The 15,974-nt window shown below is 44.4% G+C and carries 15 protein-coding genes and 2 tRNA genes; 1 reads left to right on the forward strand and 16 read right to left on the reverse strand.

Annotated elements, in window-relative coordinates:
- Positions 1–68: 68 nt before the first annotated feature.
- From gpmA to trhA, 13 genes are all read right to left on the reverse strand, one after another.
- Entirely contained in the window at positions 69–782 is a 714-nt protein-coding gene (gpmA, locus tag FT12353_RS05310; RefSeq protein WP_047975174.1) for a 2,3-diphosphoglycerate-dependent phosphoglycerate mutase, read from the reverse strand.
- A 128-nt stretch (positions 783–910) separates the two neighbouring features.
- Positions 911–1,111 (reverse strand): cold-shock protein, encoded by a 201-nt coding sequence (locus FT12353_RS05315; RefSeq protein ID WP_059378954.1) that lies wholly within the window; start codon positions 1,109–1,111, stop codon positions 911–913.
- A 206-nt stretch (positions 1,112–1,317) separates the two neighbouring features.
- The gene (locus FT12353_RS05320; protein ID WP_203618977.1) at positions 1,318–1,989 is read right to left on the reverse strand and encodes a DUF4811 domain-containing protein; all 672 of its coding nucleotides are present in this window, start codon (positions 1,987–1,989) and stop codon (positions 1,318–1,320) included.
- Position 1,990: 1 nt separating this feature from the next.
- Complete coding sequence (locus tag FT12353_RS05325; protein WP_059394045.1) at positions 1,991–3,499, reverse strand: MDR family MFS transporter; 1,509 nt, start codon at positions 3,497–3,499, stop codon at positions 1,991–1,993.
- A gap of 145 nt (positions 3,500–3,644) precedes the next feature.
- Positions 3,645–4,349, reverse strand: coding sequence for a nucleoside/nucleotide kinase family protein (locus tag FT12353_RS05330; protein WP_059394044.1), 705 nt, complete (start codon positions 4,347–4,349; stop codon positions 3,645–3,647).
- 2 nt (positions 4,350–4,351) lie between these two features.
- A complete protein-coding gene (helD, locus tag FT12353_RS05335; protein ID WP_203618979.1) occupies positions 4,352–6,721 on the reverse strand; it encodes an RNA polymerase recycling motor HelD in 2,370 nt (789 codons plus the stop codon).
- A gap of 201 nt (positions 6,722–6,922) precedes the next feature.
- Positions 6,923–8,140 (reverse strand): phosphoglycerate kinase, encoded by a 1,218-nt coding sequence (locus FT12353_RS05340; protein WP_059394042.1) that lies wholly within the window; start codon positions 8,138–8,140, stop codon positions 6,923–6,925.
- 204 nt (positions 8,141–8,344) lie between these two features.
- Positions 8,345–8,416, reverse strand: a tRNA-Gln gene (locus FT12353_RS05345).
- Between the two features lie 29 nt (positions 8,417–8,445).
- Positions 8,446–8,528 (reverse strand) — tRNA-Tyr (locus tag FT12353_RS05350).
- 264 nt (positions 8,529–8,792) lie between these two features.
- Positions 8,793–10,679, reverse strand: coding sequence for a M13-type metalloendopeptidase (locus FT12353_RS05355; protein WP_059394041.1), 1,887 nt, complete (start codon positions 10,677–10,679; stop codon positions 8,793–8,795).
- A gap of 114 nt (positions 10,680–10,793) precedes the next feature.
- Entirely contained in the window at positions 10,794–12,182 is a 1,389-nt protein-coding gene (locus tag FT12353_RS05360; protein WP_239061183.1) for an MFS transporter, read from the reverse strand.
- A gap of 142 nt (positions 12,183–12,324) precedes the next feature.
- Entirely contained in the window at positions 12,325–12,972 is a 648-nt protein-coding gene (locus FT12353_RS05365) for a carbonic anhydrase family protein (RefSeq protein ID WP_059394040.1), read from the reverse strand.
- Positions 12,973–12,992: 20 nt separating this feature from the next.
- Positions 12,993–13,643 carry a PAQR family membrane homeostasis protein TrhA gene (trhA, locus tag FT12353_RS05370; RefSeq protein WP_059394039.1) on the reverse strand — a complete coding sequence of 217 codons (651 nt, stop codon included), beginning with the start codon at positions 13,641–13,643 and terminating at the stop codon, positions 12,993–12,995.
- Positions 13,644–13,795: 152 nt separating this feature from the next.
- Between trhA and FT12353_RS05375 the strand changes: the two genes are divergently transcribed.
- A complete protein-coding gene (locus FT12353_RS05375) occupies positions 13,796–14,143 on the forward strand; it encodes an iron-sulfur cluster biosynthesis family protein (protein WP_059394038.1) in 348 nt (115 codons plus the stop codon).
- Between the two features lie 92 nt (positions 14,144–14,235).
- Here FT12353_RS05375 and FT12353_RS05380 read toward each other — a convergent pair whose 3' ends face one another.
- The 3 genes from FT12353_RS05380 to FT12353_RS05390 are packed head-to-tail and all read right to left on the reverse strand — an operon-like array spanning position 14,236 to position 15,924.
- Entirely contained in the window at positions 14,236–15,129 is an 894-nt protein-coding gene (locus tag FT12353_RS05380) for a DegV family protein (RefSeq protein ID WP_059394037.1), read from the reverse strand.
- A gap of 35 nt (positions 15,130–15,164) precedes the next feature.
- A complete protein-coding gene (locus FT12353_RS05385; RefSeq protein ID WP_059394036.1) occupies positions 15,165–15,515 on the reverse strand; it encodes a fluoride efflux transporter FluC in 351 nt (116 codons plus the stop codon).
- Positions 15,508–15,924, reverse strand: coding sequence for a fluoride efflux transporter FluC (locus tag FT12353_RS05390; protein ID WP_059394035.1), 417 nt, complete (start codon positions 15,922–15,924; stop codon positions 15,508–15,510). Before FT12353_RS05390 ends, FT12353_RS05385 begins: the two co-directional genes overlap by 8 nt.
- Positions 15,925–15,974: the final 50 nt, after the last annotated feature.

Here is a 15,974-nt window from a genome sequence, read left to right on the forward strand (position 1 = left end):
TTTATCTAAAAAATCCTAATAAAAAGCCCACCGGGGAATACTCTTCCCAGACAGGCTTTTTGTTGACTTTATGCGCCCAACGTCTTCTTTGACTTGATTGACAAATCATCTGCCAAGTCATAAACGATTGGTTGGCCGTTAGCAATTTCAAGGTTCAAGATGTCATCATCTGAAATCTTTTCCAAGTGCTTAGCCAAGGCACGCAATGAGTTACCGTGAGCTGCGATCACAACGTTCTTGCCTTCTTCCAAGTCCTTCTTGATCTTGGCTTCGTAGAATGGCAATACTCGTTCCAAAGTAACCTTCAAGTTTTCACCTAATGGCAATTCTCCGAAAGGAACATCAGCATAACGGGCGTCAAAGGCAGGATAAGTCTTACCCTGAACTTCAACTGTTTCTTCATAGTTTTCAAGCAATGGAGGCAAAACATCGTATGAACGACGCCAGATGTGCACTTGATCGTCGCCCCACTTTTCAGCGGCTTCTGCCTTGTTTTGTCCTTGCAAAGCGCCATAGTGACGTTCGTTCAAACGCCATGACTTTTCTTCCGGGACGTACAATTGGCCAGCTTCTTCCAATGCGTAGTGCAAAGTCGTGATAGCACGTGTCAAAACAGAAGTATAAGCTTGGTCAAAAACCAATCCTTCTTCCTTCAAGAGTGCTCCAGCTTGCTTAGCTTGGTCAATTCCCTTGTCAGACAACTTGGTGTCAATCCAACCATTAAAGAGGTTTAATGCGTTCCATTCACTTTGACCGTGACGGATCAAAACTAATTTTGCCATTTCCATGCTCCTTTGATTATTACAATAAGATTCCTTGCTATTATACAACATTTGGTCTTTGAATTGAATTTATTCCAAAGAAAAAACCCGGGAAAAATTTCCCGAGTTTTTAGACAAAGACTAAATAATTAGTCCTTTACGATGTTAACAGCTTGCAAACCGCGGTCTGAGTTTTCAACATCGAAAGTTACGGCTTGGCCGTCTTCCAAAGTCTTGAAACCGTCACCTTGGATTGCTGAGAAGTGTGCAAACACATCTTCGCCTGATTCGCGTGTGATGAAGCCGTAGCCCTTTTCGCTGTTAAACCACTTTACAGTGCCTTTTTCCATGATTGTTTCTCCTTGGGTCATCCCAAAATTGTAGTTGTAATTAAGAATTGTTGGTATGACGCCTTCCGAAAAAAACAAATCAAAATCAAAACCTAAATTACATTGTTACTGTAACATAGAAATCAAGACTAAGCAATATTTTTCACTTAATTTAGGTGGAATCATACTAGTTTAATTAAAAAGTACAACTTCCTTTTAACTAATTTTTAATGATTATTAGCTAAGAGATTTTGATAATAAGAAACGGCAGTTTGCGCTGCTCCATCCGGATCGGTTTGGGATTGTGACTTAACCTGTTGGAACCATTGAATAAAGTCCGCTTGGTTAGCCATTCCCGAAACAATACTCTTCAAACGTTCCCCATCTTGTGATGAGAGTGCCAACCATGTTGGTGGCACTTGGTAAGTTACCTGACGTGACTTCAAGTCATGGTTGTTACCTGAGATGGCAAACATAAACTTATAGAAGCCGTTGCGGTAAACATAGTTCTTAGAAGTTGTCACCTTAAAAGCTTGATTTCCTTGAACATTTTGGATGGCCGTCTTGGTCTTCAAATCAGGCTTGGCCACCGTTGGCGTTGTACTTGTCGAAGTGTCTCGGTAAATAAAGACCTTTTCCTTACCAGACGTGCCAACTTGTTGGTAGGACAAAACGCCATAGATATTTTGACCCTGAACAGAATAAATTTGCTGCTTGGTCGTCATTGTTTGCACCTTCATTCCAAAATGATCATGCATATTGGCGATGATTAAAACAACTGAGGTAATCACGATTAGAAAAGAAACAGCAACAGCAATAATCCGCTTTCTCATATCCTGAATCATCATCAGTGAGACAAAAGCTAAGATAACAAAAATAAATAGAATAAAGATAATCATCTTAGTTCTCCTTTCCTGCTGCTGGCTTTGGCTCAACCTTACCCTTATGCATCAAAAATGACAGTGCAAAGGCTAGCAAAGCAAAGCAAGCGGCCAAGAGGAAGGACGCATGGAAACCATCCAAGCTGGCCTGTAAGGCCTTTGAGCCATAGGCAATCGGATCGGCCGTCTTCAAAGAATCGCTTGGCAAGTTATTATTAATTTGTGACTGCATCACGGAAGCAAGAATTGCCGTTCCCAATGAGGCCGCAATCTGACGAGCCGTGTTGTTAACCGCAGTTCCCTGCGCCGTTTGATTGAGGTGCAAGGCACCCATAGCAGATGACGTTAATGGCATCATCGTAATCCCAACACCCATCATTCGAACCATGTACAAGGCCGTGATATAAATCGTTGGTGTTGTTTCAGTCAAGAATTGGAACGGAATCGTTCCCAGCAAAATCATGGCAAAACCAAAGGCAGCCAAGCGCTTTGCCCCATAAAGGTCATAGAAATAACCAGCAATTGGTGACATGACCCCAATCATCAAAGCACCAGGCAAAAGTGTCAGACCCGAATTCAAGGCTGACAAACCACGAACCTGTTGCATATAGATTGGCAAAACCATCTCAACACCAATCATGGCGATAAAGGTCAAGGCAACCAAGGCTGACGTCAAAGCAAATTGCTTATTTTTAAAGACAGAAACGTCCAAGAATGGCTTTTCCATGTGGAGTTGGTGACGTACGAACTCAGCAATCACTAAGACCCCAACAATCATTGGTGCCAAAACCCAAGTAAAGTTTGTCCAAGAATAATTTGAAACCATGGCTGAGCCAAAAAGAACCAAACCGAACCCAACCGTTGATTCAATCAACGAGCGGATATCCAAACTAACCTTACGCGTTTCCAAAACATTGCGGAAGTAAACAATCGACAAAACGAGGACAATCACAGCCAGTGGCAAGACCATACCAAAAATTGATCGCCAGTCACCACCAACTGTCATCCCCAAGACATCATGCTTTGAATCCAAAATCCAACCAGTCAATGTTGGGCCAATAGCTGGGGCCATTCCGATGACCAAACCAACCATTCCCAATGCCTTACCGCGTGACTTGGCATCAAAAAGCGTTAAGGCCACAACCTGCATCAGTGGCATCACGATTCCAGCAGCAATCGCCTGCAATGCACGAGCGACCATTAACAGCCAAAAGGCATTCGTTGGCGTCACGTAAGCCACTGCCGTACCAATCGTATAGACCACCAAAGCAGATAGATACAGATACTTCGTTGGAATTCTCGTCGTCAAAAAGGCGGAAACAGGCACCATAATACCGTTAACCATCAAAAAGATGGTTGTCAGCCATTGAACCGTCGCCGTATCGACATTAAAAGCAGTCATCAAGGTTGGCAAAGCTGTTCCCAATGACGTCTGCATGATAATAATGATAAAAGATCCGATCATCAACAGGGCCATCATGGCCGCGCGATTAATCGGCTTTCCATTCATGTCAGTATTTTCTGCCATGTTCTTCCTCCATTTGTTGTGCAAATAAAATTTGTTGCCTATGGATACTTTAACCCATAATTTGTTATTTTTCTAATATTCTAAACCCAAGCAACAATCTTACCAATGGAAATGACCCCTGTCAAATTTCCGAACATTCGGTCTTCTAGTTCTGTGATCGAGAACCCATCGTTAAAGAAACAGGATGATGGTAGCGATCAAGCTGTAAAATCAGGTCGGCATCCGCCCGTGTTTTTTGGATATAGCGATCATAATTGACCTGATTTGTCTTCTCCCAAACGGATAAAGCAAGGTCGTAAAAGTCCTTAATCGCCATGTCCTTGTACTGGTAACGCCAAGACTGCGGCTGGTTGCTTGCCTTCACCGTTGCCAAGAAGTTACGTTCCAAGTACCAGTCCTTAATATCGTTCATATCCGCTTCGACAAAAACCGTTTGATCAAGGTTTTCTGCCGGTAATTGAAGGGCAACGACACCCTCAATAATTAAGACGTCTGGTCGACTAATTTCTTGCTTTTCACCCGGCACAATATCGGCCCAGGTTTGTGAATAGCGGTTAATGACCTGATTTGTCATGCCAGCCTTAAAGTTTTCAATCAACTGAACTAAATCCTGCAAATAATAACTTTGCGGGAAGCCCTTTTGATCAAAAATCCCCTCATCCTTTAAGACTTGGTTGGTTTTCAAAAAGTCATCCGTTGAAACCACCGTCGCTACGAGTCCTCGGTCTTGCAGACCCTGGGCCAATTCCGCCGCCAAAGTCGATTTACCAACAGCAACTGATCCGGTCATTCCAACCGTTAAAAAAGAACCATGATGGGCCTCATAAATTTTTTCAACTAAATTTGTCATGCTTACTCCTCCACTGTGGCGTAAAGGGCCTTTGGTACTGCAGCAATCAATGGTGACACCTGACCCTGACCAATCATCGTCAGACGGTGCATTGCGCGAGAGGCGACCGTATACAGCAAGCGCTGCTGGTCTTCCTTTTCGTAGTGAGCAGCATCCGCCTGCCAAATGATCACCGCGTCAAATTCCAAGCCCTTGGCCAGGTATGATGGAATAATCACGGCACCTGGCGCCAAGCGCTGATTTTCAGAGTGAATCAACGTCACCTTCGTGTCAGACAGCTGCTGAGCCAATTCTCTTGCAGCATCCAGTGTTTGAGTGATAATCGCCGTTTTTTCACCATCAGCCGCGTTTTCGGCCAGTTGTTCCTTGACCAAGTCAACAGCCTGGTCAGTCGTTTTTGCCATCTTCAAGACGGGTATTTCACCTTCACGGTTAAAGGCCTCAATCGCCTTTCCATTAGCCAACAATTCCTTGGAGAAATTCGTGATTTGTTCCGTTGACCGGTAGGTCTGAGTTAAATCAATCAATTCCACCTTAGCGGGATCGAAGAGTGAGGCAAAGTCTTCTTCAAGGCTATTTGCCCAGTCTTGTGTGAAAATGGCCTGGTTTAAGTCACCCAAAACGGTAAATTTAGCATTTGGGAAGGAGAACTTCAAGAAGGCCAGCTGGAATGGCGTATAGTCCTGAATTTCATCGATAAAGAGGTAACGAATGTCGCGTTGACCGTGCTTACCAGTAATTAAGTCATACAAATACAGGTAAATCGTTGTGTTTGCCAACGTTAATTCGTGCTTCTTTAAGTTTGCTACGACTTCGTTCAGATATGACTGCCATTCGTCTTCTGTTACGCCAAAATCATCTAAGGACAAGAACTTTGGCAAGGCCTTTAAGAAGTCAACAAACTGCGTGTTGATGTTGATAAAGCCAGAGCGACGAATCTTCTTCGCCAAGGGGCGCAAAGCCTGTGTCGTAATCTTTTTGGCGAGGAAATTTCTTTCCTGCTTATCTGATTTAAACTCGCGCTCCTGCGGACCGGCACCAAGTTGGTGACGACGAGTCATTGCTGCGGCGTCGCCCTCCTGGTCATCCCCCAAACGGGTAGCACCAGCGCCAACCAATTCGTCATATTCTTCCTTAGAGAGGTTTTCAATGGCTAATTCAACCCAGTCCTGCTTCATCTGGTGACTGACTTGGGCTCGCAGTGACCGTAGCAAGGAGTCCTGAGTAGCTTCCAAGCGCTGTGACAACTTGTAATTACTATTATATTGATAGTAAATTTCTAGGATTTTTTCTTTGGAAATCAGTGGTTCGCCACGGAAGTTCAGGCTGCGCGCAGCCAGTCCCTTTTCATTGAGGGATTCCGCGTAGGCCTTTGTTGCCTCAAACATCTGCAAAGAGCCAAGCATCCGTTCAATCTTTTCGTGTTCCACTGATTTTTCAAACCGCTCTGCCAAAGTCTGAACAGAGAACCGGGGCAGACGCCGGGAAGCGTATTGGAAGAAGGTCAATTGAACCAGGTTCTGTTCCCCTAATTCAGGCAAAACTTGGTCCACATAGTCATTAAACAACTGGTTGGGTGAGAACATCACAACCTGGCCAGAGTTCAACTTACCGCGATAACGGTAAAGCAAGTAAGCCACTCGCTGCATAATGGCGGCCGTCTTCCCAGACCCTGCTGCCCCCTGTACGAAGAGCAAATCAGCATCCGTATTTCGAATAATTTTGTTTTGTTCCTTTTGAATCGTCGTGACAATCGACTTCATCTTAGTGGAAGACTCACCGGACAAGGCGTTGAGGAGCATGGCATCCCCAATGGCCTCTTCGGTATCAAAGAGGGTCACAATGACCCCATCTTCAATTTCAAACTGACGCTTCAAAGAAACGTCGGCTTTTTGTGGGCCGACTGGCGTCAAGTATTCGACATCACCCAAGCCACCATCATAGTAGATGGAGGCAACCGGGGTCCGCCAATCATAAATGTAGAAACGACCATTATCATCGGAATAAGAAGCTAAACCAATATAGATTGACTCAGGCTCTTGATTCTCCTCACTGGGATCAGTAAAGTCGATGCGAGCAAAATAAGGCTTAACGATTTGCTTCGATAAGGTCTGATAGCGGACTTCAGCCCGTGACTGGGCTGCTTCACGCTCTGCAATGGCTTGTTGCTGTTGACGGACGGACATGGCCGTTTCAACAATGCCAGAATAAGTACTGGTTTTGACCCGGACATCGTCCCAGGCGCTGGCGACGTCTGCCAGTGACCCTTTGGATTTTTTAATCTCCTCTTTGGTACTTTCCAGGGAATCGGTAATCTTTCCCAGGGTTTGGTCTAAATAGGCTTGTTCATTGACTAATTGCTCTTTTGACACGGTGCACCTCTCGAAAATAAGTTGTTGTCATTATACGCTAATTTCTTCTATTTATAAAGAGTATAAATAACAAACAAATTCAAACTTTTTGTTCGTTTTCTCTCCCACGATTAGCTTCTATTTTAACAGACTTATTAGGAAGAATTCGGATTTTATGTATAAAAAAACCAAGCACAAAATGGCTTGGTTTCAAATCGTTTTTTACTTATCAGTCAATGATTGGATACCTGGCAAAGTCTTACCTTCCAAGTATTCCAAAGATGCGCCACCACCAGTTGAGATGTGTGACAATTGGTCAGCAACACCCAAAGCTTGAACAGCGGCAGTTGAGTCACCACCACCAACGATGGTTGTACCACCATTCTTGGTTACATCCACCAAGGCGTTTCCGATTGCCAAGGTTCCCTTGGCAAAGTTTTCCATTTCAAAGACACCCATTGGGCCGTTCCATACGACCGTCTTGGCATCTGACAAAACCTTCTTGAACAAGTCAATTGACTTAGGACCAATGTCCAAGCCCATGTAACCGTCAGGGATACCAGCGTCTGAATCAACAGTCACTGTCTTAGCATCGTTGGCAAAGTTGTCAGCAGCAACAGCATCGATTGGCAAAACCAACTTGTCCCCTGCTTCTGCCATCAATTCCTTAGCCAAGTCAACCTTGTCGGCTTCAAACAATGACTTTCCAATCTTGTTGCCCTTGGCAGCATCGAAAGTATAAGCCATTCCACCACCGATGATAACCTTGTCAGCCTTCTTCAACAATGATTGAACAACTTCAATCTTGTCAGAAACCTTGGCACCACCAATGATGGCAACGAATGGACGCTTTGGTGTATCAACAGCGTCACCCAAGAACTTGATTTCCTTTTCCATCAAGAAGCCGGCTGCAGCTTGGTCAACGTTTGAAGCGATTCCAACGTTTGAAGCATGGGCACGGTGAGCAGTTCCAAAGGCATCGTTGATGAACATGTCATCACCAAGTGAAGCCCAGTACTTACCCAATTCAGGGTCGTTCTTTGATTCAAGCTTAACTTGTTCACCGTCATGAACATCTTCATAACGAGTGTTTTGGACCATCAATACTTGACCGTCCTTCAAATCAGCAATAGCTTGTTCCAATTGAGCACCACGTGTTTCAGGAACAAAAATAACTTCTTGTCCAAGCAATTCGCCCAAGCGCTTTGCTACTGGTTCAAGTGACAAACCTGGCTTGTCTTCTTCTGACTTGATTCGACCCAAGTGTGAGAACAAGATTGCACGGCCGTTTTCGGCGATAACGTGCTTGATTGTTGGTAATGCGGCTACGATTCGGTTATCGTTACCAATCACACCATCTTTGATAGGGACATTAAAGTCCACACGCATCAAAACCTTCTTGCCGCTCACGGCCAAGTCAGTTACTGCTAATTTTGCCATAATTGCCTCCAAATATTCTTTGTTTAAACAAGACCAATTATAAAGCAAAAAGCTGTAAATGTCTTGGGGTCTCATAGAATTTTATTGTCGAAAGACGTCAAAAAATAACGATTCTAAATCAGATACTCACCAAAACTGATTTTTTAAGAAAATCAGAAAAAAAGACGACAAAAAAACCGGCTCATCACTGAACCGGCGTCTTAGTTGCCCCTGCTGGGATCGAACCAGCGCATGGAGGTACCAAAAACCTCTGCCTTACCACTTGGCCAAGGGGCAATGCTTCTATTTTGCCTGAAGCGAGGCAATGGGAGCGGTAGGATTCGAACCTACGAACCCGAAGGAACGGAGTTACAGTCCGTCGCGTTTAGCCAGACTTCGCTACACTCCCGTTTGCTAAACAACTATTCTATAATAACAAGAATTATTGCAGGTGGCAAGTCTTTTTTCTGATTTTTCTGATTATTTTTCAGTAATTATTCCAAAAAATAACGTCCTTTGCCGTTAATGCAAAACAAAAAGAAAAAGCCAGTTGCGAGAATTTGCCCACACGAATGTTTCGTGGCCAGATTTGTAACTGACTTTTTCTATTTTTTCGAACAAGGTGAATAGCCCTCACCCCGCTTTGTTCAATTGAGGAAAAAACTTGAACGTATTACCAAATTTGAATGCGCTTTTCAGGATCCAACCACATGCCATCCCCCACCTGAACGCCATAAGTTTGTTGGAAGTCATCAAAGTTCGGCAAGATAACGTTCGTCCGCAACTTCGCTGGTGCATGGACATCAATCTTCGCTAACATAGCAAGGTAAGCCGGTGCTGCCTTTTGCCGCCACAATGTGGCAAAGTTTTCAAAGAAGGCTTTGGCATCAAAGTCCTTTTGTTCCTTAGCGGCTGCCAAAGCGGCCGAGACCCCGCCCAAATCAGCAACGTTTTCGGAAACCGTTAGGTGGCCATTAATCTTAGCCCCTGCTGAATCTTGACCATCAAAAGCAGCAACAACCGCTTGTGTCTTCTGCTCGAAGTGTTCAAAGTCTTTCTTTGTCCACCACTCCTTCAAGTTTCCATGTTCATCATAACGGGCACCGTTAGTATCAAAGGCATGAGTAATTTCATGAGCAATCACCGTCCCAATGCCACCAAAGTTTTGGCTTGATGATTGGTGGTAATCGTAAAATGGTGCTTGCAAAATGGCTGCTGGGAAGACAATTTGATTAAATTCAGGTGAATAATAGGCATTCACAAGGTCCCCTGGCATTTCCCAGCGACTCGTATCGGGTGCCTGTCCCCACTGACTAAAGTGGTCGGCCACTGCTGCCTTAGAAAAGTCTTCCACGTTTTCCAAAAGCGACTTGTGAACATCGACTTTACGATTCTCCAAGTAGGCAGGAATCTGATCCGGATATCCAACTTTGACTTGCAAGGCAGCCAACTTCACCTTGGCCTTTTCACGCGTGGCAGCCGACAACCACTTTTGTTGATCAAAGCGGCCATCGTAAACGCCAATCAAATCCTGGACCATCTTTTCAACATCTTTTTTAGCAGCCTCGCCAAAATAAGTTTGACCGTACCAACGACCAACGATTTGGGCAAAGAAGGCTCGAGCCTGGCGGAAGGCAGCTTTGTCTGCATCAACCGCTTCCTTGGCACCAGACAGCTTTCGCCCAAAGACACCGGCATCGATTCGGCTCTGATTTCCCAATAATTTGGCAATATCAAGCATATTTTGAACAATCGACCAAGACTTGATCAAGGCAAAGTTCTTTTCTTGATAAATGGTGTTCGCCTTGTCAAAGAATGCCCCATCAAAGATGATGACCTTTTCCGGCTTTTGTCCTAGCACCTTTTCAATCACCGCAGCAATTCGATAGTCGGTGAATTGTTCTGTCAAATCAGCCAAGGCCGTTGGATGATAATTCTTCCAGTAATCCGACAACGTTTCACGAGAACTCTCACTATCCGCCAAAATTTGGTCAAACGCCAAAGTCTCTTCAACTAATTTTTGCGCCTCTTTTTCTGCAAAACCAAACCGTTGCAAGAGCCCAACAACCATTGTTGACCAGGTAGCCAACAAATCCTTTTTGCTGTCTTCGTCCTGATAACTGGTTGTATCAGGCAAAATCAGCCCCGGATTGGCCAACCACAATTCGTTACGAGCCGTATTTTTTGAATCCGGACTAACCGTCAAGGACAGCGGTGTCGTATAAGAATCCAAAATCAATTGGCCTTCGGCTGCTTGGAAGTCATCCCAGTTTTCAATCTTGAGCAACGGTTGCAAGAATTGCTGTACTTGACCAGCCTCATCTTGACCGCGACGGTCCCAGTCCTTTGTCAACTGGTGGAGGGCAACAAACTGGTCCAAAGCGGCAACTGCCTTTTGACCGGCTTCAATTTCTTTGACCGTGGCCCGTTCCAAATCTTCAATCTTATCCGCCAAATCATAAAAACCGCCGGTGACAGGTTTGTCGGCTGGAATTTCGGCCTGATTTAGCCACTCCTGATTGACCGCTTGATAAAAATCATCTTGATACTTTGCTACCATGTGCGCCTCCTAATAATTGTTATTTTCATTATTATCCACTAGACCACTTCTAAAAAGCAAATTTCTTCATAAAAAAAGCCAAACAAAACGCTGTTTGGCATTCTTTTATTAAATTTAACTAAGAGTTTGCGCACCCGCATCCTTCGGCAATGTTAAGACTTCCATGAGCGGATACAAAGAAACTAGCCCCACAATCAAGAAGGTTAACTGGTAGGCCGTTGTGGTTTTCACAACCTGGCCAAGCAAGGCCAAAATTGTTGCGACAATTCCGACCCCCAATGCTTGTGATAGCATTTGCAGGACAGATGTCAGGGTATTGGCTGAATTCTTCTGTTCTTTTGAAAGTTCCGAGAAAGACAATGAATTATAAGCCGTCAAAGCCAACGAACGACCAACACCAGATACGAAAGCGACGAAGGCAATCCAGACCTTGGCGCTATCAGCATGAAAGGCGGCCATCAGCAACGTTGCCAAACTAGCCAAGCTCAGAGCCACTACTAGAGCATACTTGTAGCCTAAACGGCGAATAATCACTGTGGTAAAGGGCTTAATGGCGATATTACCAACGAAGATAAAAATGACATAGGTTCCAGCCATAATTGGTGACCAATGGAAAGCGACCTGCAGAACCAAGGTCAAAAGGTATGGCAACGCACCAATCGTCATCCAAAAGATTGAACCGCCAGATTCATAGACACGGAAAGTTTTGACCTTTAGAGGTTCTAGCGAGAAGAGCGGTTGGTCACTAGCCGAAAGATGATGCCAGGCCAAGGCCAAAAAGACGAGTGCTACGAAAAGCACCAAGAAGCCCCAGAAAAAGAGTGACAGTCCACGTGAAAGAATTTCGGAAGCAATCAAAAGGCCACCACCGGCAACTGCCACCAACAAGAAACCAAATAAATCAAAGGGCAAGTCTTCCCGTTCGTTATCATCCAAAATAAAGAATGCACCCGTTAAAATGATTAACAGGCCAATTGGCAGGTTCAAAAAGAAAATCCAATGCCAGGACAAACTAGCAATAACGTAACCCCCAAGTAAAGGCGCAATCGCAGGTGCCAAGAGTGCCGGCCAAACCAGGTAAGACAGGATTTGGAGCATTTTCTTTGGTTCCGTATTTTCCAAAATAATTAAGCGGCCGACGGGCACCATCAAGGCCCCGGACATCCCCTGGATAGCCCGCATGACCAACAAATAGGTCAAATTGTTAAAGAGCCCGGCCAGCACGGATGAGACAGTGAAAAGACCCACGGCAATCAAAAATAAGTTCTTGCGGCGAACCTTTTTGGCTAACCAACCAGATAATGGAATAAAAATAGCGGAAAACAGCATATAAACCGATACGAGCAATGAGGCTGTACTCTGGGCAACTTTCAAATCAGTTGCAATCTGTGGTAGCGCTGTTGTGACAATGGTTGAATCAAGCATTTGCATAAACAGGGCTGCAGCTACGACCAAAGCCGCCCGTTTCATCTGCGAAAAATTCATTTGCGAATTATTGGTCATGAAAAAAATCCCCTTTTAAATGACGAATGAAATCAAAGAAGCTCCTCATTTGTTAGAGAAGCTCACTTTACATCTATCAATTTTAGTCTTAGATCAAAAAGAAAACAAACGGCATTGAAAAAAGCCCGAAGGGCTTTTGAACTTACTTTGAATGAGTCACCGTTGATAAGTGGTGATAAACCACCGTCCGCCCGGATAAGGGCTGGCAATCCCGGTAGTTATCCGGATAGGCTTCGGCAAAAGTTGCCAAATCTTTAGGACTTATCCCCACCGGTTTGTCTAACAAGAACCAATTTATGTCTTTTTTCAACGGCGGTGTGGTTAACGAGCCCGTATAGGTAAAGCAGCCCGTTTTTTCCACAGGCAGCAAATCCTGCAAATTGACGGTCTTTTTTTCTTCCGAAAAGAGCGGAGCGAAGATGACAGGTTGCTTTTCGTCGACTTCGGCAAAGGCCCCGACCACCATGGTTTGGCCAAGCTGATTTTGACAAACGATGTGAATCTCAGCCGCATCGCGCTGACCATCAATCAGGTGTTCAGCGCCATCATGAATATGAAAACGAACGACATTCCAAGTTTGCTGGTTTAAAATCAGCTGACCCTGACAATAAAATTGATCACCAATCACTTCCGGACTCTTCTTGACCGGTGTGTTTTGAAAATCAGTCCAATCAATCTGCCAGTCATCACCCGTGACAACGGCTGATTTTTCAATTGCAATTGGCGACTCTAGGTTGCTTAACGCAGTGGCTGTCCAGGCACTTTGAAAGTGATAATCCAGCTTTTCCATCTTTTTGACCTTCTTTCAATCTAAAGAGTTAGATATATTGAGCAGTACATGAGTCCGGCACCAACCAGCACAAAAACATGCCAGTAAACGTGACCCATGGGAATTTTTGGTACGAGGTAAAAAATGGTTCCAAGAGAGTATACCACACCACCGGCTAATAGTAACCAAAAGGCAGTCGGTGATAAAGCAGTCCACAATAATGGCATGGCAATAATAATTAACCAGCCCATCACCAGGTAAATCAGGACAGATAACCAAGGAAAGCGACCAACCAGAAACAAATCATAAATCAGACCGGCAATGGTCATCAATAGAATGGCGGACCAGATACCGATTCCCCAACCACCCTTCAAAACTAACCAAGTATAGGGCGTATAAGACCCTAATATCACAAAGTAAATACCGGCATGATCCATAAATTGAAAAATCTTGGCCGCTCTAGTAAAAACAAGTGAGTGAAAAAGTGTCGAAGCCAGTAAAAATAGTGATACCGAGGTCAAATAAATACTGACCGCCGCGATTTCAATGCCACTCGTCTGCCCATCACGGACGATTTTCAGCGCTAAAAAGACACTGGCGATAATGGCTAAGATAAAGCCAAGACCATGGGTAACGGCATTTAAAACCTCATAGACAATCTGATAAGCTTTTCCATGTTTTTTGATTTCCATTTTTTATAAAACCCCTTAAAAGTTGTCTGTCGCACGAATTTTCTCTATTGTCATCGTAAAAATAAAACAAATAACAACTATACCAATTGACAAACATTGTTAAACATTATATACTAATCTTGTTACTTAAAGATGAATTGGAGGAATATTTTATGAAATTGACTTTTACACCAGCAGCAGCTGACCGTTTGCAGAAGTTCTTAGGCGACGATGTCAAGATGGTCTTGGACTTTGACGACGGCGTTGGCCCATTCTCAGACGAAGCAAACTGCACCTTGGCTTTGTCATTTAACCTCGTGTTCGTCAATAAGGATACTGATTTGTCCGAATTTGGTGCGAAGATTGACTCAAACCTTGGTGAAATCTATGCTAAGCCTTATTCAACCGATCAAATGGACGAAGAAATGACCGTTGACGTCAATGAAAAGTACTTGCGTTACTCATTGGCTGGTCGCGGTGGCGAATTGGACCCAGCCTTGGGTATCAAAAAAGTTGCCTAACCCATCTTGATAGTCAGGCATTAACCAATATTTATCTGCTTACTAAAAAGTCAGCCGTTCGGCTGGCTTTTTATTTACTCTAAATCACTATTTCAGTCTTCTTTTGCCATGACTTGCCAATCATGTGACCAAATAACGGCCATTGCCCCATCTCCTGTATGCACACCAATGACGGGATCCATGCTGGCGCGATCAAAGGCAACCGTTGGATACTTGGCCTGAAAGTCCTTCAGCCATCTATCCCCTAATTTGGCATTATTACCATCGATAATATAAGCCCGAACTGGAAAATCAGCAGCTCTTAGGTAGTCTTCAAAAGCTTCTTGAATCTGTTCCTTTGCCCCAGACATCTTTCGTGCTTTGCCAACGGCGCCAATCTTTCCATCCCCAACGATGTCAAAGGATAGGATTGGTTTAATATTCAATAAACCGCCAATAAGGGCTTGTCCACGAGATAGGCGTCCCGTTCGCTTCAGATGCGAAATATCGTTGACGACCAAACGAACGCCCAGGTCTTCACGGAAAGCCGCGAGCGCTTGGTCAATTTCGGCCAAAGTACGGCCCTTTTCGGCTAATTTAGCGGCCAACAAAGCTTGACTGGCCTGCCCCATGTTAGTCAATTTGGAATCGACTACAAGAATTTCTTCAAGGCCATCGAAACCATCAGCAACCAGCTTTGCCGTTTGAAAGGCACCTGAAATTCCTGAAGACAAGGTGATGATGATGGCTTCTGTATAGCCAGCTTGGACCGCCTGGTTCAAAGCCTGTTCCCATTCGGCTGGACTTGGTTGCGATGTCGTTGGCAAAACATCTTTTTTAGTCATTAATTCAACCAAATCAGCTAGAGAAGTTAAATCCTGGCCACCCATATAAGTTTCTTGGCCAAATAAAATCGGAATTGACACTTCCTCAATTCCATATGAACGGCGGATTTCGGCCGGCAACGCTGCCGATGAATCCACGATTATTGCTGTTTTCTTTGTCATAAGTTGCTCCTAATCCTAAGGGCTATTTTACCATACTAACGAACGGCCCCTGCTAGGACTTGACCCAAGAAGAAAGCAATGGCACCTGCGAGAACCTGCACGAATAAATAAAGCAGTTGCTTAAAGAGGCCATCTCTTTGCTTCGCCTGAGTCATCATCGTTGAAAAGGTGGTCAATCCACCCAAAAAACCAGTTTGCGTCAACAAGACAGCATGGGAGCCTTGACCGATACTTGAAAGAATCCCAAGTAAAAACGATCCAAGGATATTAACCGCCCAGACCCCGGTAAATAAATCAAAACGTTGCGGCCACCAAATCAGTAACAGGTAGCGTAAAAGAGCCCCGAGCCCGGCACCAATCATCACGAGCAGGTAGTTTTCAAGCATGGCTGACCCCCTTCTGATTTGGATTCAAAACGGCCCGAGCCGTTAACTGTCCGGCAATCACCAGTGCTAGACCACCAAAAAGCGAAAGGAAAAGATAAGAAAAGGCCAAAAATGGTTGATGCAGGCCGAGATGGAAGGTTTGTAAAATCATGGTTCCAAAGGTTGTAAACCCACCCATGATGCCGGTTCCCAAAAATGATTGCCAATAAGCGGGGCGTTCCATCTTGCCCACTAAATATGCCCCCAAAAAGGCCAATAAGAAAGCCCCGAGCCAATTAATCAGCATCGTCGTCAATGGCCATTCGCCAATGACTGGCACAAAGCTTAATAAATAGCGGAATAGGCCCCCAATCGCTCCCCCAAGGAAAACAACCAATCCTTCAATTTTTCGATTTGTTTCAACTGTCATGATGTCGCCTACTTTCTATATATAAGAAGATTCTATCACGCAATCATGGT

The organism is Fructobacillus tropaeoli (genome assembly GCF_016860625.1).
GTDB lineage: Bacteria > Bacillota > Bacilli > Lactobacillales > Lactobacillaceae > Fructobacillus > Fructobacillus tropaeoli.